This is a genomic window from Ruegeria sp. HKCCA4812, from assembly GCF_013034245.1.
Lineage (GTDB): Bacteria > Pseudomonadota > Alphaproteobacteria > Rhodobacterales > Rhodobacteraceae > Ruegeria.
The window spans coordinates 19,258-39,980 of the sequence record NZ_WQFQ01000006.1 but is presented as its reverse complement, the minus strand read 5'-3'; the positions used below and the strand labels follow the sequence as shown (position 1 = coordinate 39,980).

15 protein-coding genes are annotated in these 20,723 nt (G+C 58.0%); 8 read left to right on the top strand and 7 right to left on the bottom strand.

Annotation, left to right across the window (positions count from 1 at the left end; genetic code table 11):
• Positions 1-9 precede the first annotated feature (9 nt).
• On the top strand, positions 10-1,251 hold the full coding sequence (locus tag GOW04_RS16020) for an acyl-CoA dehydrogenase family protein (RefSeq protein WP_171233228.1): 1,242 nt from the start codon (positions 10-12) through the stop codon (positions 1,249-1,251).
• Between the two features lie 92 nt (positions 1,252-1,343).
• Here GOW04_RS16020 and GOW04_RS16015 read toward each other — a convergent pair whose 3' ends face one another.
• Positions 1,344-2,939, bottom strand: a complete 1,596-nt coding sequence (locus GOW04_RS16015; protein ID WP_171117970.1) for a GMC family oxidoreductase — start codon at positions 2,937-2,939, stop codon at positions 1,344-1,346.
• A 109-nt stretch (positions 2,940-3,048) separates the two neighbouring features.
• On the opposite strand from GOW04_RS16015, the gene GOW04_RS16010 reads away from it, so the two are divergent.
• From GOW04_RS16010 to GOW04_RS15995, 4 genes are all read left to right on the top strand, one after another.
• Positions 3,049-4,287, top strand: a complete 1,239-nt coding sequence (locus GOW04_RS16010) for a TRAP transporter substrate-binding protein (RefSeq protein ID WP_152460475.1) — start codon at positions 3,049-3,051, stop codon at positions 4,285-4,287.
• Between the two features lie 64 nt (positions 4,288-4,351).
• The gene (locus GOW04_RS16005) at positions 4,352-5,017 is read left to right on the top strand and encodes a TRAP transporter small permease (protein ID WP_152460474.1); all 666 of its coding nucleotides are present in this window, start codon (positions 4,352-4,354) and stop codon (positions 5,015-5,017) included.
• Complete coding sequence (locus GOW04_RS16000; RefSeq protein ID WP_171205791.1) at positions 5,017-6,375, top strand: TRAP transporter large permease; 1,359 nt, start codon at positions 5,017-5,019, stop codon at positions 6,373-6,375. The genes GOW04_RS16005 and GOW04_RS16000 overlap by 1 nt, the downstream gene beginning before the upstream one ends.
• Positions 6,376-6,386: 11 nt before the next feature.
• Complete coding sequence (locus tag GOW04_RS15995; protein WP_171233227.1) at positions 6,387-7,166, top strand: IclR family transcriptional regulator; 780 nt, start codon at positions 6,387-6,389, stop codon at positions 7,164-7,166.
• A gap of 305 nt (positions 7,167-7,471) precedes the next feature.
• On the opposite strand, the gene GOW04_RS15990 is transcribed toward GOW04_RS15995, so the two are convergent.
• The 6 genes from GOW04_RS15990 to GOW04_RS15965 form a co-directional block, all read right to left on the bottom strand.
• The gene (locus GOW04_RS15990) at positions 7,472-9,208 is read right to left on the bottom strand and encodes a Mur ligase family protein (RefSeq protein WP_171233226.1); all 1,737 of its coding nucleotides are present in this window, start codon (positions 9,206-9,208) and stop codon (positions 7,472-7,474) included.
• Positions 9,209-9,222: 14 nt separating this feature from the next.
• Complete coding sequence (gene cphA / locus GOW04_RS15985; RefSeq protein ID WP_171233225.1) at positions 9,223-12,024, bottom strand: cyanophycin synthetase; 2,802 nt, start codon at positions 12,022-12,024, stop codon at positions 9,223-9,225.
• Between the two features lie 15 nt (positions 12,025-12,039).
• Positions 12,040-12,933, bottom strand: a complete 894-nt coding sequence (locus GOW04_RS15980) for a cyanophycinase (RefSeq protein ID WP_171233224.1) — start codon at positions 12,931-12,933, stop codon at positions 12,040-12,042.
• A gap of 7 nt (positions 12,934-12,940) precedes the next feature.
• The gene (locus tag GOW04_RS15975; protein ID WP_171233223.1) at positions 12,941-13,225 is read right to left on the bottom strand and encodes a hypothetical protein; all 285 of its coding nucleotides are present in this window, start codon (positions 13,223-13,225) and stop codon (positions 12,941-12,943) included.
• Positions 13,226-13,468: 243 nt separating this feature from the next.
• Entirely contained in the window at positions 13,469-14,965 is a 1,497-nt protein-coding gene (locus GOW04_RS15970) for an aldehyde dehydrogenase family protein (RefSeq protein ID WP_171233345.1), read from the bottom strand.
• A gap of 18 nt (positions 14,966-14,983) precedes the next feature.
• A complete protein-coding gene (locus GOW04_RS15965; protein ID WP_171233222.1) occupies positions 14,984-16,090 on the bottom strand; it encodes a saccharopine dehydrogenase family protein in 1,107 nt (368 codons plus the stop codon).
• Positions 16,091-16,801: 711 nt separating this feature from the next.
• Here GOW04_RS15965 and GOW04_RS15960 point away from each other — a divergent pair.
• From GOW04_RS15960 to GOW04_RS15955, 3 genes are all read left to right on the top strand, one after another.
• Entirely contained in the window at positions 16,802-18,856 is a 2,055-nt protein-coding gene (locus GOW04_RS15960; protein ID WP_254430174.1) for a CoA transferase, read from the top strand.
• A 30-nt stretch (positions 18,857-18,886) separates the two neighbouring features.
• Complete coding sequence (locus GOW04_RS22000; RefSeq protein WP_254430173.1) at positions 18,887-19,204, top strand: hypothetical protein; 318 nt, start codon at positions 18,887-18,889, stop codon at positions 19,202-19,204.
• A gap of 241 nt (positions 19,205-19,445) precedes the next feature.
• The gene (locus tag GOW04_RS15955; RefSeq protein WP_171233221.1) at positions 19,446-20,696 is read left to right on the top strand and encodes an aminotransferase class V-fold PLP-dependent enzyme; all 1,251 of its coding nucleotides are present in this window, start codon (positions 19,446-19,448) and stop codon (positions 20,694-20,696) included.
• Positions 20,697-20,723 lie beyond the last annotated feature (27 nt).

Below are 20,723 nucleotides of genomic sequence, written 5' to 3'. Positions count from 1 at the left end.
AGGATCACAATGGATTTTGCTCAATCGCCACGCGCCACGGAAATGCACGACCGGCTGAAAGCCTTCATGGAGGCGCATATCTATCCGCGCATTCGCGACCACAAAGAGGAAATAGAAGCCGGCAATTTCCCCGTTTCGTTCATGGAAGACCTCAAGTCGCTGGCCCGCGCCGAAGGGCTTTGGAACATGTTCCTGCCCTCCTTGCAGGATGATGAGCCCGGAACGCGGCTCAGCAATCTTGATTACGCGCCCCTGGCCGAGCTGATGGGTCAGGTGAGCTGGTCTTCGGAAGTCTTCAACTGCAACGCGCCGGATACCGGGAACATGGAATTGCTGCACATGTTCGCAACGCCCGAACAGCGCGAAGACTGGTTGGCGCCGCTGTTGAACGGCAAGATCCGCTCGGCCTTTGCCATGACCGAACCCGACGTGGCCAGTTCGGACGCGACCAACATAACGACATCCATCCGGCGCGAGGGTGACGAATACGTCGTCAATGGCCGCAAGTGGTTCATCACCAATGCGTGCCACCCCAATACCAGACTGTTCATCGTCATGGGCAAAACCGACCCGAACGCCGATCGCCATAAACAGCAAAGCATGATCATCGTTCCAAGGAATACGCCCGGTTTGGAGATCGTGCGCAATCCGACGATCCTGAACATGCACGATCCCGAAGGCCATGCTGAACTGGTGTTCAGGGACATGCGCGTCCCGGTCGGCAATCTGCTGGGCGAGGAAGGCAGCGGTTTTGCACTGGCTCAGGCGCGGCTTGGGCCGGGGCGAATTCACCATTGCATGCGCTCGATCGGGGCGGCGGAAATGGCACTGAACCTGATGGTGGAACGTGCCCAGGAACGGAAGACCTTTGGCAAGCAACTCTCGGAACAAGGCGTGATCCGTGAATGGATCGCCAAATCCCGGTTGGAAATTGAACAGGCGCGGCTGTTGACCCTGAAGGCGGCCTGGAAAATAGATCAGGTGGGGGCGAAAAAGGCCTTCCGCGAAATATCCCTGATCAAGGTCGTGGCGCCCCAGGTACATGCAAAGGTTACGGATCGTGCAATGCAGGTCTTTGGCGCAATGGGCATGACACCCGACACGCCATTGGCCGACAGTTACACTTGGGCCCGGGCGTTGCGCTATGCGGATGGACCGGATGAGGTCCATCTTCAGGCTATTGCCAAACAGGAGTTGAAGAATTCCAACTATGGGATGTCGGCGCAGTGGCTGACACCGCCTCTGCGTTAGGTCAGGGCAGGAATGGCATCACCGGACTTTCCCTGAGATCTGCAAGCCGGGTTGCCCAGTTTTCCTGGGATCCGGATACGCGGCCTGCCGCGCTATGTTCCTGCGGCAAGCAAGTCGCTCGCCTTTTCTCCGATCATAATCGCGGGGGCGTTTGTGTTGCCGCTGACGATTTCCGGCATGATCGAACAATCCGCGACCCGCAGGTTTCCGATGCCGTGCACCTTTAGCGCGGGGTCAACGACTGCGGTTTCATTCGTACCCATCGCGCAGGTCCCTGTTGGGTGATAGATCGAAACGGAATTCGATCTGACCCAGTCCAGCGTGCCCTCGTAATCGTCGGTCGAAAGTTGTGACGTCGGGCGGAACTCTTCGGAAATTTTCGATGCCAGCGGATTGTGCTGTGCAATTCTGCGGGCGATGTTCACGCCGTCGACGATGGTTCGGCAATCCGTTTCCGTCGACAGATAGTTCGGAATGATCTTTACATGCTGTGATGGGTCCGGGCCGTTCAGATGCAGTTCACCCCTGCTTTCCGGCCGCAGCTGGCACACGGACATGGTAAAGGCGGAAAACGGGTGCACGCCTTCGCCGGGGCTGTCGGCGGACCAAGGCTGTACATGGAATTGAATGTCGGGTGTTTCCACGTCCGGGCGCGTTTTCATGAATCCGGTCGCAAGGCTGGCCGCCATGGTCATCGGACCGGCGCGGAACAAAGCATATTTGAGCGCGATACGGGCCTGATTGATCAGGCTGCGCACCTCGTCATTCAATGTGGGCTCATTGCATTTGAAAACGAGACGGGCCTGCAAGTGATCCTGTAGTCTTTTGCCGACATTGGGCAAGGCATGGACCGGATCGATGCCGTTTTTCTTCAGGTGGTCCGGGTCGCCGATACCCGACAGCATCAGAATCTGAGGAGAGTTGATTGCGCCGCCGGACAGGATGATTTCGCGTCGTACCTTCAGGGTTTTCTCATTGCCTGCGCGATCCCGATAGACAAGTCCGGTCGCCTGTTTCCCATCCAGCGTTATGCGTGTCACCAATGCGTTCGTGATGATGTTCAGGTTTTGTCGGTTTCGAATGGGTTTCAGATACGCCACGGCCGAGCTGCACCTGCGCCCATTGCGGGTGGTCAGCTGAAAATACCCTACGCCTTCCTGATCTGCGCCGTTGTAATCCGGATTGAACGGGTATCCGGCGGCTTGCGCTGCCGCGACCCATGCGTCGCAGATCGGTCGCTGAATGCGCATGTTCGACACCGACAGCGGCCCACCGACACCGTGATACGGGTCTTCGCCGCGTTCTTGATCTTCGCTGCGTTTGAACAGAGGCAGCACGTCGTCCCAGCCCCAGCCGACATTCCCCATCTGGCGCCAGCGGTCATAATCTTCTTTTTGGCCGCGCACATAGAGCAGACCGTTCAGTGAGGATGAGCCGCCCAGCACCTTGCCGCGTGGCCAGTCGATCGAGCGCCCGTTCAGGCCCGGATCGGGCTCGGTCCTGTAACACCAGTCCACCGAAGGGTTGTGCATGGTTTTGAAATAGCCAACCGGGATGTGGATCCAGGGGTTGGTGTCGCGGCCGCCAGCCTCCAACAACGCGACGGTCGTGTTGGGGTCGGCGCTGAGCCGATTGGCGATGACACAGCCCGAAGACCCCGCGCCAACTACCGCATAATCCACTTCCATGACCGCCTCCTTCCAACGTCGTTGAAAAAAACTCTATGCAAGATGCAAGAAATATACTAGCCTTTTTTGATACAAAACGTCTCAATAATTGCGAACAGGGAGGTAAGCAATGGAGATTGGTCGGAAACTGAGTGGTATTTCTCGGCGGGATTTTTTTCGGGTGGCAGGGCGCTATGGCATGAGCTCGACGCTGCTTGCAGCAGGAGGGTTTGGCGGGGCAATGAGCTTGGCCAATCTGGCGCAAGCGGCGGAATCCACGTATGAAAAACGCTTTTCGAAAGAACCGAAGCACACGTTGAAATTTGGTGCGTCGGGCTTCAACACCCGCAACCTGCTAATCGAGCGCGCCGGCGCCATCGAGTTTGCACGCGACCTGGAAGAACGCACAGATGGCGAGATTCGCATCGAGTTCATCGGCGACAACCAGATTTGCGGTCAGCTGAGCTGTGTTGAGAAAACCCAGCAGGGAATCGTCGATATCTACGCGGCCTCGACACAGAATTCGGCCGGCGGTGCGCCTTATCTGAACGTTCTGGACTATGCCTATATGTTCCCCAGCCGGGCGGCGCAGTATCATTTCTTCTACAGCCCCGCCAGCCAGCGCATCCTGCGCGACCCGCTTGAAAAGCGTCACGGTCTGAAATTCCTGTTCACCCATTGTGAACTGCGCGGTCTGCAAATGGGCTCAACCTTTGCCGACAAGCCGACCGTCACCAAGCTGGAAGAGCTGTTCGGGACCAAGAACCGCGTGACGGGCACGCAGCTGGGCCGGATCGCGATGCAACTGCTGAACCTGAACCCTGTTCCGGTGGCATGGGAAGAAACGTTGGATGCGCTAAAGACCGGTCTGATCGATGGTGCGGAAACCTGGGCCTCGGCGGTGGCTTATGCGAACATGGCACCTGTGGTCTCGCAATCGGTGAACCTGAAGTTCTTCTGCGGTACCGAACACACTTCGATGTCTGCCAAAGTATTCGATGGGCTGGGCGGTGAATTGCAGGATGCCGTGATGGAGTCGTCCTACTTCACCCAGGCTCTGATTCAGGGAGCGAACGAGGCGGCACTGCTGAACACTGTCGGATTCTCGGATCCGCAATTGCCGCAAACCATTTTTGCGGAAAACGGTGTGCGCCCTGCCTTCCTGCCGGAGGACCAGATCAAACTGGCCGAAGAAATGTGTGCTCCGAACTACAACCCCGAGCCGTGGGCGCAGTGGCGCGAGCGGCTGAACAAATGGGCCGGTGGCATCGACACATACCAGGAGATCTACGACATCGCGCGCGAGATCCCCGCGGACACGCTGCCGGAAAATGTCGAGCCGCGCCGCTGGTGGAAGGGCGAGGCCTGATTAGACTGCCAGAACCGGCCCGAATGGGCCGGTTCAATCAATACCCACTGGGAGGACGGGCTTCATGTCACTTTGGGCAGACATTGGCGCAATATTCAGCGCTTTTCTCAGCCAGGATTCTTTCGAGATTCAACTTGCTCTGGAATCCGACGCGGCTTGGATCGTCGGTGCGGTCGTTGCCGCGATCGGGGGTTTGCTGGTCATGCTGATCTATCGCAAGGTGCCGTTGATCGAACGTCATCTGGAACGGTCGGTCATGGTGTATTCTTATCTTGCCATCGCGCTGATCATTTTCTGGGGCGTGATCGACCGGTTTGTCTTCAATGATCAGGAACCCTGGTCCACGACCATTCCTCCGCTTCTTTTCATGGTGATGGCCTGGTTTGGAGCGTCCTACAACGTACGCCTGCGCACGCATCTGAGTTTCAGTGAATTCCGCACCGCTATGCCCCGCGGCGGGCAATTAGCCTGCCTGTTTCTTGACGCGGTACTGTGGTTCATCTTTGCGGTGATCGTTATCGTGACCACCTCGCGACTGGTGGCGCTTTCGGCCTCGAACTTTCAGATCGTTCTGGGCACGGACAATATCATGCAGTGGTGGTTCCTGCTGGCTGCACCATTGTCATTCTTCTTGATGGTCGGTCGCGTGTTTCAGAACCTCGCCGATGATTTGCACAACTGGAAAACAGGCGAGCCGCTGATCAAGCAGGCCGTGATCGGGGCAGACTGATGACAGACGGAACACTTGTTACACTGATCTCGCTGGGGGTCACCTTTCTGTTCATGCTGGGCGTGCCGGTGCTGCTGGTCATCGGTTACTGGGTCATTGGATGTTCCTTTGTCCTTGGTCTGACGCTGGACAATATGGGGGCCGAACTGCTGAACGTCTTCAACAAGGGCTTCGCCCTGTTGGCAATGCCGCTGTTCATCCTGACCGGAGATCTGATCAACAAATCCGGTATCGCGCGAAGGCTCAGTGATTTTGCCTATGCCTGTTTGGGCTGGATACGCGGCGGGCTGGCAATGGCGTCGCTGGGTGCCTGCGGGCTGTTTGCGGCGATTTCGGGGTCGAACTCGGCCACGACGGCGACCATCGGGTCGATGCTGCACCCCGAGATGGTAAAGGGCGGCTATGACGAACGGTTCAGCGCCGCGACCGCTGCTGCGGGCGGCACTGTCGGTATCATCATCCCCCCTTCGATCATCTTCATCGTCTATGGCTTTCTGATGAACCTGCCGATTTCCGAATTGTTCGTGGCCGGTATTCTGCCCGGTGCGCTGATGGTCATCGGGATGCAACTGGCATGCTGGATCATCTGCCGCATGAACGGGTGGGGCTATCTGATCCCGCTGCAATTGAACCGGGTGCTGAAAACCGCCTTTGGTGCCTGGCTCGGCTTTTTCGCCATCGGTCTTGTGCTCTGGGGCATTTATACCGGCAAGTTCTCTCCGACAGAGGCCGCCGGCGTGACCGTGGGCTTTTGTGTCATCGCGGGGCTGGTCAGCTACCCGATCAACCGCATCATGGGGGCCCGGAACGATATACCGCCAACCGAAAAGAGCTTCGCTGAAATGTTCGTGGTCGAAGGGTTCACGATCCCAGAGATCCCCTCAATCGTCATCAGGTCTGCCCAGATTACGGGTATCCTGGCCCCGTTGATCGCAATTTCGGTGGTGATGCAGCAGATCCTGTCCCTGCTTGGCGCACAGGAAACAATCGGAAACTTCGTGACCTCCATGGGGGGGTACCATGCGGTTCTGTTCACATCGATGGTGATCGTCTTCTTTTCAGGCATGGTGCTGGAAAGCCTTCCGGTCACCATCATCCTGGCCCCGATCCTTGCGCCGATCGCAGCCTCGGTTGGAATTGATCCAATCCATTTCTCGGTCATCTTCCTGGTCGGGGCGTCCATCGGGTTTATCACACCACCATACGGGCTTAACCTGTATGTCGCTTCAGGCGTGACGGGCGTGCCGTACTTCCGGTTGCTGCGCTATACGGTGCCTTACTTGGTGTCCCTGCTATCCGTCTGGATATTGGTGTCGCTGGTCCCCGAACTGGCCTTGATCCTTCTGCCAAATAACTAGAATGTTGAAGGATGGCCGAGACTGATACTAAAGACAGAGAAACTCAGATTCCCACCAACCTGCGCCTGTTGCTGATCCTTGAAGAGGTGGCACGGCGCGGCGTTGCGGTCAAACCCTCGGATCTGATCGATGCATTGGGATTGGCCAAACCCACCATCCATCGTTTGCTGCAAACGGCAGAGGCAGAAGGGTTCCTGCAACGCGATCTTGACGGACGGTCCTATGGTCCGGGCAGAAGACTGCGGCGGCTGTCCGTGAATACCATGTCCGCCGAGCATTTGCGGACCGCGCGTCTCGCCATCCTGCGCGGCGTGGCCGACGAAGTGGGCGAAACATGCAATCTGGCCATCCCGGATCGCGAAGGCATGATCTATCTTGACCGAGTGGAAACAAAATGGCCGTTGCGGATTCAATTGCCGATCGGAACCCAGGTGCCGTTCCATTGCACGGCCAGTGGCAAGATGTACCTTTCCACCTTGCGTCCCAAAACTCTGAACGGGTTTCTGTCAGCCGGAAAGCTGAAGGAGCAGACCGCCCGTTCTTTAACAGAGCCGAAGGCCCTGCTGAGTGAAATCAAGATCACCGCCGAGCGGGGATTTTCCACCGACGACGAAGAATTCATGGCGGGCATGGTGGCGATTGCCGTGCCGGTGCAGGACGCGCATGGCAGGCTGGTTGCCACGCTTTCAGTTCATGCCCCGACGCAACGGCATGATGTCGGCAGTCTGAAGTCATTTCTCGACACTTTGCGCCGGGGTGCAGAAAAACTGTCGCAGCTGTTGGGCGAGTAAGTGGCGCACCAGATAATCGGCAATCGAACAACATCAGGGTTGTGTTGTTAGGCCCGGACTGTGTTCCAAAGCTTAGTGATCGCCGAATGCCCGCTGAGATCCACCGTGACCTGACAACTCGGGTGATTGGTTTCGCTCAGTTTCCCCAGGCGAGATTGAACGGTGGATTACGTCCTCACAAATATAGAAAACCCATGATCAGGCCAACAGTCATTCGTGGCCGTGATTTCTTGGATGCCGCAAATCCAATGCGGGGTTTGTTTGTTTTCCAATAGATCGCCGGGGTACGCCAATAGGTGTCGTACCTAAGCGCCCAGCATCTCAAGAACGGCGTCGCGTTCTGACAGGACAAGCAACAAGGCAAGATCGCCCGGCTCAAGTTGTTTAAGAATCCTGGCCGCGGCCTGAGAAGGGGATGGGGCCCTTTGGATCTGATCAGCGTTGTATCCGTGCTTCAAGGCCGTACATTCGATCAGGTCCGGGATTTCTCCCAACGCCCGGCCTCTCAGATAGCCTTCCAGTTCGGCTGCAACGATTACGTCAGGTTGGAATTTCAAAGCCGTCGCGGTGACGTCCCGAATGTCCTGATCCGATCTGTCGCCCGCATGGCTGAGCATGATAAAGCGACGTTTTGCCGGAAGTCCTGACAGCGCTTCGCACACGGCAGAGATCGAGTGCGGGTTATGTGCGAAATCTACAAAAACACGGGCGTCATGATAGTTGAACTCGTTGCAGCGCCCCGGATTGTCCTTTGCATCGGGTTTGAAACCGGCCAATCCATCTCGCACTGCCTGAAGGGGTAGGTCCAGCGCCAGAGCAAGGCACATGGCGGCCAAGGCGTTCAGGGTGTTGTATTTCGCCGCCCCGCCCATGGTCACGGGCACGTTTGACACGGCAATCACCGTCTTTTCGGAAGTGCCATCGAAAAACACGATATTTTCCTGCTGCACATAGGCGCAGCATTTGTTGGAATCGCGCGCGTCACGGATCAGATCCGCTTGTGCATCCAAGGAAAACCACCAGATATTTGTCGACGTGTTTTTTGCCTCGGCACGGACATACGCATCATCAGCGTTCAGAACCAGCACGCCACCATCGGTAAGTGTGCGATGCACGGCGAATTTCGCCTGTGCCAGTTCCGGCACGGTATTGACGCCGTACTGTCCCAAATGGTCATTCGCAACATTTGTGACTGCGGCTGCCGAGGCCGCACGCGTTGGCAGGCCACGGCGCAGAATACCCCCGCGGGCCACTTCAAGGCAGGCGATCTCAAGGCGCTTGTCGCGCAGCAGCATCCGGCCGCCACCCGGGCCCGAGTAATCGCCTCGGTCAAGAATGTCGTTGCCGACCCGCACAAACTCGGTCGAGGTCAGCCCTGCAACTTTGCCAGATGCCCGCGCGATCGCCTCAAGCAACCGGGTCGTCGTGGTCTTGCCATTGGTGCCGGTGATGAACGCAACTGGAATGTTGTGAAGGCTGGACCAGTCCACATCACCAGGGACGGGCAGGGCATCAACCGGCCAGACCTGACTACCTGTACCGTGCCCGATTGAAACCTCATCGTCGTCGCACAGAATATCCACGCCATGCGCCTCGGCCGCAGCGATCAGGTCGATCAGGCGGGGATTGGCTTCTTTGACCATAACAGCTTTGACATCGGCCACCATTTGATCAAAGTCACCGGGAGTTGCATCCAACAACTCGGCGGCACAGAAGTGCCACGCCGTCTGCACCGCGAAGATCGCCGAATACAGCTGATCCATTGGTGCGGAAATCGCCAGATTTACACCGCCAGTGAATGTGCGATGGGTCAAATCCTGATCCGTCCATCCCAGCGCGTCCAGCACTCGCCGGGCGTTTTTTTCCCACAGGGCCGAGACCCTGGATGGATCAATTCCGGTGAAAAATACATCCATCACCGCGCCGGGTTTGTTCCATAACAGGCCAGGCCCCGTCAGACGCCGGGCATCGTCGACCTGAATATGATCAGCGGTCGCACTTATTATGGTCAGCGCGGTTTCAAGCTCTTCAATCCGGTCCATTCCGGTGCCCTCGCTCAGTCCGCGTCTTCGCTGTTTTCACGCGCCAGGCGCACACCGCGCTCGTCCCTGATCAAATTCTGATCGTTTTCGAACATGTCCTCGAAGGATGTGTCGACGGTCGTGGTCTTCGGTACAGCCTCGGCATCTGGGGTTGCACCGTCAGAGCTGAAATAGATGATCTGTTTCCAGCAGCGCGTAGTGTCGTCGCCGAAGATTACCAACAGATCCCCCGGTACCGCTTGTTGCAGCCCGGCATTTACGGCCTCGACCTCATCCGGGATAACCGTAATGGATGCGTCGTCAACGCCATTGTCGATCAGTGCCTGACGCATCATCCGCGGTACTTCATCATGTCCTCGGCCTCTGCGGCGGTCATCGGCCTTGCAGATGAAATGGTCAAAATGCCCGGCCAGCGCGGCAGCTCCGTCGATGATATCTTCATCGCGCCGGTCGCCGGGCATGGCAACGACACACAATCGGCGACCTTTGATCTCCAATTGATCCGCCAACGCGGCCATCGCGTTGAGAGCGGCGGGGTTGTGGCCGTAATCCAGGATGACCTTGAACGGATGTTCGTCATAGACGTTCATGCGCCCCGGCGCCTGGAAATAGCTGGTATCGAAGGTGCGTAACCCATGCCGGATGTTGTCCAGATCGACCCCGAAGCTGTAGGCCATGGCGGCAGCAAACATGGCGTTTTGAACGTTGAAGATCGCTTTGCCTTCCAGTGCGGCGGGGATCAGATGCGACCACAGGACCGGAATGTGAAGCCCGTTGTCATAGATCGTCAGCATGTCTCCGTTCATGCCTTTTTCCAGAACAATGGCCTTTCCGCCCGCCTTGATATGTTCCTTGACCAGGCTGTGGCCGGGGTTGGTCGTGACGTAGAAAATCTGATCCGCCCCGGCGTAGTCAGCCATTTTCAGACAATTGATGTCATCAGCATTCAGAACCGCTGTATCCGTCGCGCTTTCCACCACCACGCGTTTCACCACGGCCAGTTCCTCGACTGTGTTTATGCCGCCAAGGCCAAGATGGTCGGCCGAAACGTTAAGGCATGCCGCCACGTTCGAGCGCTGGTATCCCAGACCAGACCGCACAAGCCCGCCGCGCGCGGTTTCCATCACGGCAAAATCAACCATCGGATCGCGCAAGACGATCTGCGCGGATTTTGGCCCGGTCATGTCACCTTTGACGCTCAGCTTACCATCGACATAGACCCCGTCGGTCGAGGTCATGCCAACGGTTTTGCCGCTGGTCTTCATAATATGGCCCAGCATTCGGGACGTCGTCGTCTTGCCGTTGGTGCCGGTGATCGCGGCGATCGGAATGCGGGTTTCCTCATTGGCTGGAAACAGCATGTCGATCACTTTGCCAGCTACATCGCGCGGTTGTCCTTCGGATGGCGCCACATGCATGCGGAAACCGGGTGCTGCGTTCACTTCGACAATGGCACCGCCGATGTCTTTGTACGATTTGGTGATGTCATCGATCAGGAAATCGACGCCGCCAACATCCAGCCCAACCGCCATTATGGCTCGTTCCGCCATGTCGCGGTTTTCGGGATGGACCACATCTGTCAGGTCGATCGCAGTGCCGCCGGTCGAAAGGTTTGCCGTCGAACGCAGATAGAAAATTTCACCGTCCGGCAAGACGGTCTCTTCGGTTACGCCTGCGGCATCCATAAGGCGCCTGGCCTGAGTATCGATCTCGAGCATGGTCAGCACTTTTTCATGCCCGATGCCCCGACGCGGGTCTTCGTTCACGATATCGACCAACTCGGCAATCGTGTGCGTACCATCACCGACCACATGGCCTGGAACCCGTTTTGCCACCGCAACAAGCTTGTTGTCCACCACAAGCATCCGGTGATCGAACCCGGTGACAAAGCTCTCTACCAGAATGGCGCGGCTGCGGGAATGTTCCTTTGCTTCGGCGAAGCCAGCCTCGACCTCTTCATCCGAATTCAAATTGATCGAAACGCCCCGCCCATGATTGGCGTTCAATGGTTTGACGACCACCGGATGGCCAATGCGCGCCGCAGCGCGCACAGCTTCGCGTGCGGAATAGACCATGCGCTGCTGTGGAACCGGCAGGCCAAGATCGTTCAGCAGGTTGTGGGTATCTTCCTTATCGCAGGAAATCTCGACCGAGATATGTTTGGTCTCGGATGTAATCGTCGCCTGAATGCGTTTCTGGTATTTGCCGTGCCCGAATTGCACCAGCGAGCCAGAGTTGAGTCTGATCCAGGGAATGTCGCGTTCTTGCGCCGCCTTGACCAGCGACCCGGTCGACGGGCCGAATTCCTTGCGCTGTGCGCGCAGAACAAAGCTGCGCAGTTCGTCGTCCCAGTTAAAGGCCGGGTCGAAATCGTAATCCACCAGATCTTTCAGGGATTGCGGCAACAGATGCATCAGCAACCGCATTGCCAGCTTCCCTGCGTCCAGCCCAACGTCGCGCTGACGGTATTCATACACCATGTTGTACTGGCCCGGCTCACCTGTGCTGCGTGTCCGGCCAAAGGTCACGTCAGTGCCCGCTACGTTCTGAACCTCGATGGCACAATGTTCCAGAACGTGACCAAGCCACGTGCCTTCGTCTTCACGCAGACGGCGGATGAAACCTCCGGGTTCGCGGTAGGAACAGCCATGCTCCGCAAGGCCAGGAAGCGCTTCGATCAACGCGTCGATAAACTCGGAACCAATTTTTGCCGATGGCCACTCTTCCAGAATACCCAGATCGATGACGTGGCGTATAACCGGGAAACTTGCCCAGACATTCGGGCCGACAAAGACATTGGTCGAGATTATTTTCATGAGGCTCCCCGTTGGTTAGCTTTTATTCCCCCCGTTTGCGGCCTCTTCCCCGGACAAATCCGGCAAGGTGCAGAACGCCAGATGCTCATCCGGCGGAAAAGCCTGGCGAGCCGTCAGGTCATAACGGCACCCTTCACCCAGAACGTCAAGCCGAAGTCCCAGAAGGCTAAGCGCTTCGCCCCGCCGGGCATCCCACATTGATGAATGAGTCAACTGGCTGGCATCCACGACAGTAACCGAGCCGCTGCCGATGACTTCAAAGACATTGTCGGGCCCAATGAAGGCGGCCGTATCTTCGTCAATTCCCAAACCAATCAAAAATGGGTTGAAAGATGAAGCCGTTAGCAGGCGACCCAGACGGTTACGCTGGGTGAAATGTTGATCGATGATGACGGCATTGGTCAGGCCCATACCTGGTGCAAGTGTAATGTTGCCTTCCGCCGGAGCCGAGTTGCTGCTGCCACCGGCAACCATGTGTTCAGACATGATCGAAGCACCCGCCGAAGTTCCGGCAACCGGAACACCGGCTGCATTCCGCCGGCGGATTTTTTGGGCGACCAGAGTTCCCCCAAGAATCGCTGACAGGCGCAACTGGTTTCCACCTGTCATGAAAACTCCGGTCGCTCGATCAAGCATCGCGACATACTCGGGGTTGTCGCAATCCGCCCTGCGCGAGATAGGCAGGAACTCTACTTTGCCCGCACCCAGTTCGGAAAAGATACGGTTATAATCGGGCCCGGTTTCTTCCAGCATCGAGGCTGTCGGGATCACGACGATGTCGGCATCGCTGCCGCCAGAAAGCTCAACGAACTTGCGATGGATCTGCATTTCCTTGACGCGATCTTCGCCGCCCCCGATCGGGATAATGAACCCGCGTGGGGTCTCTGCATCAATGGGTGCAGGGCACATGTCTTAACTACCTTCCGGTGCTGAAGCGGGCAGTCACCGGGGACCGCGCGGACGCTTTGAACTGTTCATGCATGCCACGTCGGGCTATTTGGCCTTCGCGGACATGCTGCTCCCCCCCGGCCATCACATGCCGTACAGCAAGGTTTTCGTCAAGAACCACCAGATCGGCGTCCAATCCCGCCTTCAGACGCCGTTTGCTATACGGTTCTAGCACATCGGCCACGTTCGAGATGAACAGCCCCAGCGCACCGAACAGGGTCATTCCCCGATCTATGAGGTGGCTCGAAGTCACGGATGGCCTCCTACCGAAACGCGTCGGATGGCCATCATGGAAACGATACGCGCGTTGCCGCCGCCCTGGCGACATTCACGACAACCCATCTGCATCGAAATGACCGCCGCAGCGTCTACATCGAAACCCGCAGCCTGAACATTGCTTCTACATATAGGTAAAAACAAACACCCGGGACTGGTCGTCCCGGGTGGTGTTTTTGCGGGCTTTTCAAGTTTTTGCCCGACAACTATCCAGCGACACTCAGATGTCGAATTTGACGCCCTGTGCCAGTGGAAGTTCGGCCGAGTAATTCACGGTGTTGGTCTGTCGGCGCATATAGGCTTTCCACGCGTCCGAACCGCTTTCGCGCCCGCCGCCGGTTTCCTTCTCTCCGCCAAAGGCGCCACCGATCTCTGCCCCTGAGGGCCCGATATTGACGTTGGCAATTCCGCAATCGGATCCGGCTGCGGACAGGAACTGCTCGGCCTCGCGCATGTTCAGGGTAAACACGCAGGATGAAAGGCCTTGCGGTACGTCATTCTGAAGCTCTACCGCGTCGTCGAAATCGTCATAGCCCATGACGTAGAGGATCGGCGCAAAGGTTTCGGTTTTCACGGTCGCGGTCTGACCCGGCATTTCGACAATCGCAGGTTCCATGTATACGCCTGCTGGAACGCCTTCGGTAACGCGGTTGCCGCCGAACACCGAACCGCCTTCCGCTTCGGCCGCTTTCAAAGCCGCGGTCATCGCCGCGCCCGCCGCTTCGTCCACAAGCGGCCCAACCAACGTGCCGTCTGTCAGAGGATTGCCGATGGGCAGACCCGAATAGGCTTTTTTCAGACGGCTCACCAGTTCTTCGCGGATCGAGTTGTGCACGATCAGGCGACGCAGCGTGGTGCAGCGTTGACCGGCGGTACCAACTGCCGAAAAGACAATCGCGCGCACCGCCATCTCCAAATCAGCCGAAGGGCCGACGATCATTGCGTTGTTGCCACCCAGTTCCAGAATGCACTTGCCAAAGCGCTGTGCGACGATGGGGGCGACAGCACGGCCCATGCGGGTCGATCCCGTGGCCGAGATCACCGGAACATCTTCACTGGCCACCAGTCTTTCTCCCAGATCGGCGCCACCGATAAGCGTTTGCAGAAGACCGTCCGGCGCATCGCCAAATCGGGCCAGGGCGCGTTCGAAAACCTTTTGACAGGCCAGCGCCGTCAGCGGGGTTTTTTCGGACGGTTTCCAGATCACCGGATCACCGCATACGAGGGCCAGAGCAGCATTCCACGACCAAACCGCGACAGGGAAATTGAACGCGGAAATCACACCAACCGGGCCAGCAGGATGCCAGGTTTCCATCATCCGGTGGCCTGGACGTTCGGACGCGATGGTCAGACCATAAAGCTGACGCGACAGGCCGACGGCAAAGTCACAGATGTCGATCATCTCCTGCACTTCGCCCAGACCTTCCGAGGTGATCTTGCCTGCTTCCCAACTGACCAGAGCACCCAGATCATCCTTGGCCGCGCGCAGCTCTTCACCCAACAGGCGGATCAGTTCACCCCGGCGCGGGGCGGGGACCACGCGCCATTCCCTGAACGCGGCCTTTGCACGGGAAAAGATGGCGTCCATGTCCGAGATCGGCGTCTCGTGCACTTCGGCCAGCAGGCTTCCGTCAATCGGCGACGTGACCTTGAGCGTGCCGCCTTTGAGTTGGGCCTCGGTCAGATCCAGGTTTGCAAGCGTGGTTTGGGCTGTCATTACGATGTCTTTCATATCTCAGGCCGCCTTGTTCTGTTCGGTGACGTCGCCAGCGCGATACAGCTGGCCAAACTCAGTGTTGAGGAAATCGTCCAGCTTGACCTGTTCCTGCCGGACAAAGCCTTTCGAGGGCAGCGCTCCGATCCGCATCAGATCGACCACCCCCAGCACGCCTGCGGCGGTCGTGACCTGAATGGCGCTCCAGACCTGTCCATTGATGGTGCGGGCAAAGGATTTGTTGATCAGGGACTTTTCGCGCAGCACGCCATCAATGACGCCTTTTGCGGTGCAATATACCAGTACCACGTCCTGATCGGTGCGGGGCAGGGCGGCCTCGAATATCTCTTTCAGCAGGTCGCGGCGGCGTTCCAGCCCCAGATCGTTCAAAAGCAGCTTCAGGATATCGCAATGACCCGGATAGCGGATCGAGCGATAGGACACATCCCGCGCCTTGCCTTCCAGCGTTTCCGGCAAGGTGCCCAGACCGCCCGAAGTATTGAAGCATTCGTATTCCACGCCGTCATGGCCCAGAATTTCGTAGTTCTCCAACGGCGCGGTCTTGACCAGCTTGCCGTTCACGATGGCATCGCATGGATTGCAATATTCGTTGATCAACCCGTCGGTGGACCAGGTCAGGTTGTATTTCAGTGCGTTGGTCGGATAAAGCGGCAATGCCCCCACCCGCATGTGCAGGCTGTCAATCTGGTCAAACTCCGCCGCCAGCGAAGCTCCGGCGATGCCGACAAAACCTGGCGCCAGACCGCATTGCGGCATAAACGCAGTTGCGCTGTCCCCGGCCAGTTCACGTACTGCATTCGTTGCCGCAACATCTTCGGTCAGGTCGAAATAATGCGCGCCCGCCGCTTTGGACGCTTTGGCGATGGAAGGGGTCAAGAAGAACGGCGCTGCCGAGATGACTGCGTCGAAACCGGTCAGTTCCCGGGCCAGCCCGTCCGCGTCATTGGCATCGATCTGTCTGGTTCCAATGCCCATCTTCGAGATATCACCAAGCGCTTTCAGATCATGATCAGCGACCGTCACAGAGTAATTCGGCGACCCTTTCAACAGGGTTGCAATCATCTGTCCGATCTTTCCAGCGCCGACAACGCACACATTCCAGGACATAAAGATCTCCGCTGTTTCCCATCCTGTCCCAAGGGTGACGCGCGGCCTCGACAATTCATAGGTGCCAATTTGACGAATTGATGTAGATGATTGTCATATTGCCGGAAAAAGAGATATTTTATCGGAATCGCAATTGCCGGCCATGTGTCGCGACAGGTCCTGCCACGTGCCAACGTGGCCCTTGGCCGATTGCGCCGTGACCTTTTGTCTTGTGGCGCCCGACACTTGGGAAGCTCCACGTTCTTAAGCGATTCCAAGAACTTGTTTTCTGACTGCCGGGCGCAACGGTCCGGTGATCTTGCAAGGCGACTGATCCGCTTCCATCCGGGCCTCGGAGCGCTTCCAAGTATGCGTCACACGCGGAATTTTGAGCGATGTTTCTCGTTTGCGACATGGCTTGGTCAAATCGAACAACTTCTTGGCATAGCTCGGCTGCATGGTACGCCCAGCGGTCGCCGGAGAAGGCTGTGAAGCTTGGTCGTGGCCGCCTTGTCGCGTGTTGAACAAGGGCATGTGTTGCATTGATCGCGTTATGTCCCAAGCCTGAAAACTCCGCCTGTTCCGGGAAGGGCGTTGTGACCTCTTGCCAGCAAGCGGCTTCGCAACAAACACACCAAACACCCCGGGAGGGTCACAACGAATGACTGCAAGGCCGCTCGATCATATTCGTGTCCTCGATTTTGGCCAATACCTGGCTGGCCCCTGGTTGGCATGATGCTTGCTGATTTGGGGGCAGAGGTGATCCGCATCGACCCGCCCTATGGCCCGCGATTGAAAGAACCGGCCACCGATATGCTGTCACGCGGCAAAACCGCTGTGACGATCGACCTCAAATCGGACGCGTGTTTGAAGGTCACACGCGAACTGGTGGCACGGGCTGACGTGGTGATCGAGAACTTCCGGCCCGGCGTGATGCAGAGGCTGGGCCTGGGTCCGAAAGCTCTGCGCGACATAAATCCGCGCATCGTGTCATTGTCACTTCCGGGGTTTGCCTCGACCGATCCCGCGCTGGCACATTTTCCCGTGTGGGAAGCCGTGATCGCGGCCCGCACCGGGCAATTCACGGATATGGGGCTGAACCGGCGCCTGATGGGCATCAACCCATCCTTTTCACCTTTGACGCTGGCATCCGCCTATGGCGCTTCTTTCGGCGCGATGGCCGTGCAGTTCGCTTTGGCTGCACGTGACCGAAACGGAGGCGATCACATCGAGGTGCCTCTGGCGTCGGCTTTGCTGGAAGGGTTGGTGTATAACTGTGAGCAGATTGAGGAATATCCCGAACGCTACAAGTCCCCTCGCGAAGTGGAACTTGACAGGCGCGCAGCCGAAGGCTTGCCAACGGACCTGAGCTTTGCGGAACTGGAAGAGTTCCTGGACCCTTTCTATCGAACTTATACCTGCGCCGACGGGCGTGGGTTCTATGTGGTGGCGGGCAGTGTGAAAACACATCCCCGGCGGGTGTTGGAGACGCTTGGCCTCAAAGACCTTGCCGATCAATTGCCGGACTTCGACGCCTATCTCGATACCGCAGACTGGCCGGATGAATGGTCGCTGCGCAACTACCCCGTCGGAGCAAGGGATCGCGCGCGTGTATCCGACGCAATGAAAAAGGCCTTTCTGACAAGGCCCTCTCATGAGTGGGAAGCCCTTTTCGGGTCTGCCAAGGCGCCCGGAACGGCGCAACGGTTCAGCAAGGAATGGCTGGCCGATCCGCACGCTTTGGCCTCGGGTCTGGTGTTGGAGGTCGAAGACCCGCGTCATGGGAAGATGAAGCAGATGGGAAATGTTGCGTGGCTTGCGGATGATGGCGCTGCGCTGGTCAAAAAACCGGGCCCCGATCCCGATGACGCACCCGTTTCAACGATCCTTGCCGAACCGCCGCGCAGCGGACCGCCAGCCGCAAGCGGCCAGGGCTGGCTGGACGGGTTGAAGGTGCTGGACCTGACCAACGTGATCGCCGGTCCGACGATCGGGTCCACGCTGGTGCGATTTGGCGCTCAGGTGACATCCGTTCAGCCGACAGAGCCATCAGTCGATCCGTGGAACACCGTGTTTTTCGGTCTGCACGCACATCGTGGAAAACAAAGCGTTTTGCTGAACCTGAGCTCGGATGACGGGAAGCGGGCGTTGCGACGGCTCATCGACTCCTCGGATATCATCACCATGAACGGCACGGATGAGCAGCGCGATGCCCTGGGGTTGAGCGCGGAAGAGCTGGCGGCGATCAACCCCCGCCTCATACTGGTGCAACTCGATGCCTTTGGCGGTCCTGCGCGCGGACCCAAATCGGACCATCTGGGGTATGACGACCTGGCGCAGGCCGCGACAGGGGTCATGGTGCGTTTTGGCGGTGGCATGGCCACGCCCGAAGAACATGCGCATTTCGGTACCATTGACGTTCTGACCGGCTATTGCGCATGTGTTGCGCTTGGTGCGGCCCTGCTGAGATTGCAGAAAACCGGCAAAGGCGGGATTGCGCGGGCGGCGTTGGCGGCGGCCGGCAACCTCATTCAGGCGCAGTTGATGTATGATTTCGAAGGCCGCGCGCCCTTTGACGAACCAGCCGGGCGCGCAGCTATGGGCTGGGGACCATTCTACCATTGTTACCGCGCGGCGGACGGGTGGATGTTCTTTGCCGCACCCACCGAAAAACGCGAAGCCTTGCGCCGTGTCTCGGACCTCGCCAGCGTGGCCGATATACCGGAGAAGGAATTGCCGGATGCGCTTGCGGATCATTTTGCAAGGCAACCTGTTGAATACTGGTAAAAGGCGTTTTCCGGTTCTTCCAGCACCGTCATGCCTCTGGGATCGTTGTATGGCACGCGCGACGCCGTGTTGCAGCCGGAAAGTGCCGGGAATATCGACCTGATGCGGGGAACGTTCAGCGTCATTCGGCATGACATGCATCCTATGGGCCGGTGGTGCGATCTGGTTGCCCCAAATGCCGTGCGACCCGAACGCGCCCGGATCGTCATTCCCGGACCGATGCCGAAATACGGCGCGCATACACGCAGCATTCTGCGAAACGTCGGTTATGCAGATGAGGATATCGACGCGATGATCTCTGCTGGATCTGTCGCCGAAAGCTGGTCGGAAAAGCACTTGCCCGAGTAGTCGACCAGCCACAAACGGTTCGGAAATCAAGAAGATATGCCATCCGCCACCGCAGGCACGGGGTCCCGGGTCTGGCGACGGGTGGTATCCGTCGTGACAAGCTTTGGGCTGGCACCCGCGCGACTTGCACAGAATATTCTACCGCTTTGCCACAGTTTTTTTTGCATGTCTTACGGCAAGAACCGTCCTAGGGTCGGCAAAGCACAGCTTTGCACACACAACGAAACAAGAACCACTGACCATGAGCCAAATATCAGAGAGCCTGCTGAACCAAATCCGCAGCCGCTTTGCCCAGATTGATCATTGCCCCGAACAGGGTGAGCGGATCTTTTTCGAGAATGCCGGAGGCGCACTGACATTGAATTCAGTGTTGGAAAGTTCGGTTCGTTACGCCGCCATCCCGGACAACCAGGGGCGCGACAATCCGGGATCCCATGCGCTGGTCGCCACGATCAACGCGGCCAAGGCGGATATGCGGGATTTCATGAACGCACCCGGCGGGCAGTTCTTTGTGGGTGAAAGCGGTACAGAGCTGTTGTTCCGGCTGATCATGAACGCATGTCTGGGAACAGGTCCGGGCGTTGTGCTGGGATCAACATTGGAACACCCGGCGACGCGATCGGCCTGTGATCGTTGGGCCCGCATTTCCGGGCAAACCCATGTTTTGGTGCCCCATGATGACGCCACCGGTACCGTCTCGGCCGAAGCCTATGCCGTGGCCGTGACACCGGATACCAAAGTGGCGACGATCCTGCATACCTCTCCGGTGACGGGAATGGGCGTTGACGTCACTGCCATCTCTCAGGCCATCCGCTCCGTGGCTCCGGAGTGTTTCATCATCGTCGATGGCATTCAGCACGCAGCGCATGGCCGGATCGATCTGACCGCCTATGACGTCGATGGTTATGTGATTTCGCCCTACAAGGTGTTTTCGCGTCATGGCTACGGCGTGGCCTGGATCTCTGATCGCTTGACCGCGCTGGAGCACAACGCCTTGCTGGATGGCCCCGCGGACAATTGGGAAATGGGAACGCGCGACACCGGAGCTTATGCCACGATGTCCGACGTCGCATCCTATTTCGAATGGCTGGGCAGTCAGGTCAGCGATGCCGAAGACCGGCGCGGCAAGTTTCTGGCGGCGGGTGATGCGATCCATGCGCAGGAAAAGGCGCTGACCGACGCGATGATCCACGGCACCGGCAACCTGAGCGGCCTGGCCGAGATGGAAAAAGTCACCATTCTGGGCGGGGCCGACAACCCGGCACGAGAAGGTCTGGTATCGCTGCGTGTCGAAGGCGTGGCCTCGTCCGAGGTCGTCAAACGGCTGAACGAACACGGTATCCGCACGCATCTGCGCAAGGCGGACCACTATTCCGGCAATATCCTGACACCGCTTGGCTATGATGCCTGTGTGCGGGTCTCGATGTGTCACTACAACTCGATCGGCGAAGTCGCCAAATTCCTTGCCGTCATGAAAGAAATCGCCGCCTGAGCCGCGCCATATCCAAGGACATTCCCT

Excerpts from the sequence above, each read along its gene's own strand:
- GOW04_RS16000 (WP_171205791.1), top strand. The coding sequence starts at position 5,017 with ATGACAGACGGAACACTTGTTACACTGATCTCGCTGGGGGTCACCTTT.
- GOW04_RS16005 (WP_152460474.1), top strand. The coding sequence starts at position 4,352 with ATGTCACTTTGGGCAGACATTGGCGCAATATTCAGCGCTTTTCTCAGC.
- GOW04_RS22000 (WP_254430173.1), top strand. The coding sequence starts at position 18,887 with ATGCCTCTGGGATCGTTGTATGGCACGCGCGACGCCGTGTTGCAGCCG.
- GOW04_RS15955 (WP_171233221.1), top strand. The coding sequence starts at position 19,446 with ATGAGCCAAATATCAGAGAGCCTGCTGAACCAAATCCGCAGCCGCTTT.
- GOW04_RS15960 (WP_254430174.1), top strand. The coding sequence starts at position 16,802 with ATGATGCTTGCTGATTTGGGGGCAGAGGTGATCCGCATCGACCCGCCC.
- cphA (WP_171233225.1), bottom strand. The coding sequence starts at position 12,024 with ATGAAAATAATCTCGACCAATGTCTTTGTCGGCCCGAATGTCTGGGCA.
- GOW04_RS15980 (WP_171233224.1), bottom strand. The coding sequence starts at position 12,933 with ATGTGCCCTGCACCCATTGATGCAGAGACCCCACGCGGGTTCATTATC.
- GOW04_RS15965 (WP_171233222.1), bottom strand. The coding sequence starts at position 16,090 with ATGTCCTGGAATGTGTGCGTTGTCGGCGCTGGAAAGATCGGACAGATG.
- GOW04_RS16020 (WP_171233228.1), top strand. The coding sequence starts at position 10 with ATGGATTTTGCTCAATCGCCACGCGCCACGGAAATGCACGACCGGCTG.
- GOW04_RS15995 (WP_171233227.1), top strand. The coding sequence starts at position 6,387 with ATGGCCGAGACTGATACTAAAGACAGAGAAACTCAGATTCCCACCAAC.
- GOW04_RS15990 (WP_171233226.1), bottom strand. The coding sequence starts at position 9,208 with ATGGACCGGATTGAAGAGCTTGAAACCGCGCTGACCATAATAAGTGCG.
- GOW04_RS16015 (WP_171117970.1), bottom strand. The coding sequence starts at position 2,939 with ATGGAAGTGGATTATGCGGTAGTTGGCGCGGGGTCTTCGGGCTGTGTC.
- GOW04_RS15970 (WP_171233345.1), bottom strand. The coding sequence starts at position 14,965 with ATGACAGCCCAAACCACGCTTGCAAACCTGGATCTGACCGAGGCCCAA.
- GOW04_RS16010 (WP_152460475.1), top strand. The coding sequence starts at position 3,049 with ATGGAGATTGGTCGGAAACTGAGTGGTATTTCTCGGCGGGATTTTTTT.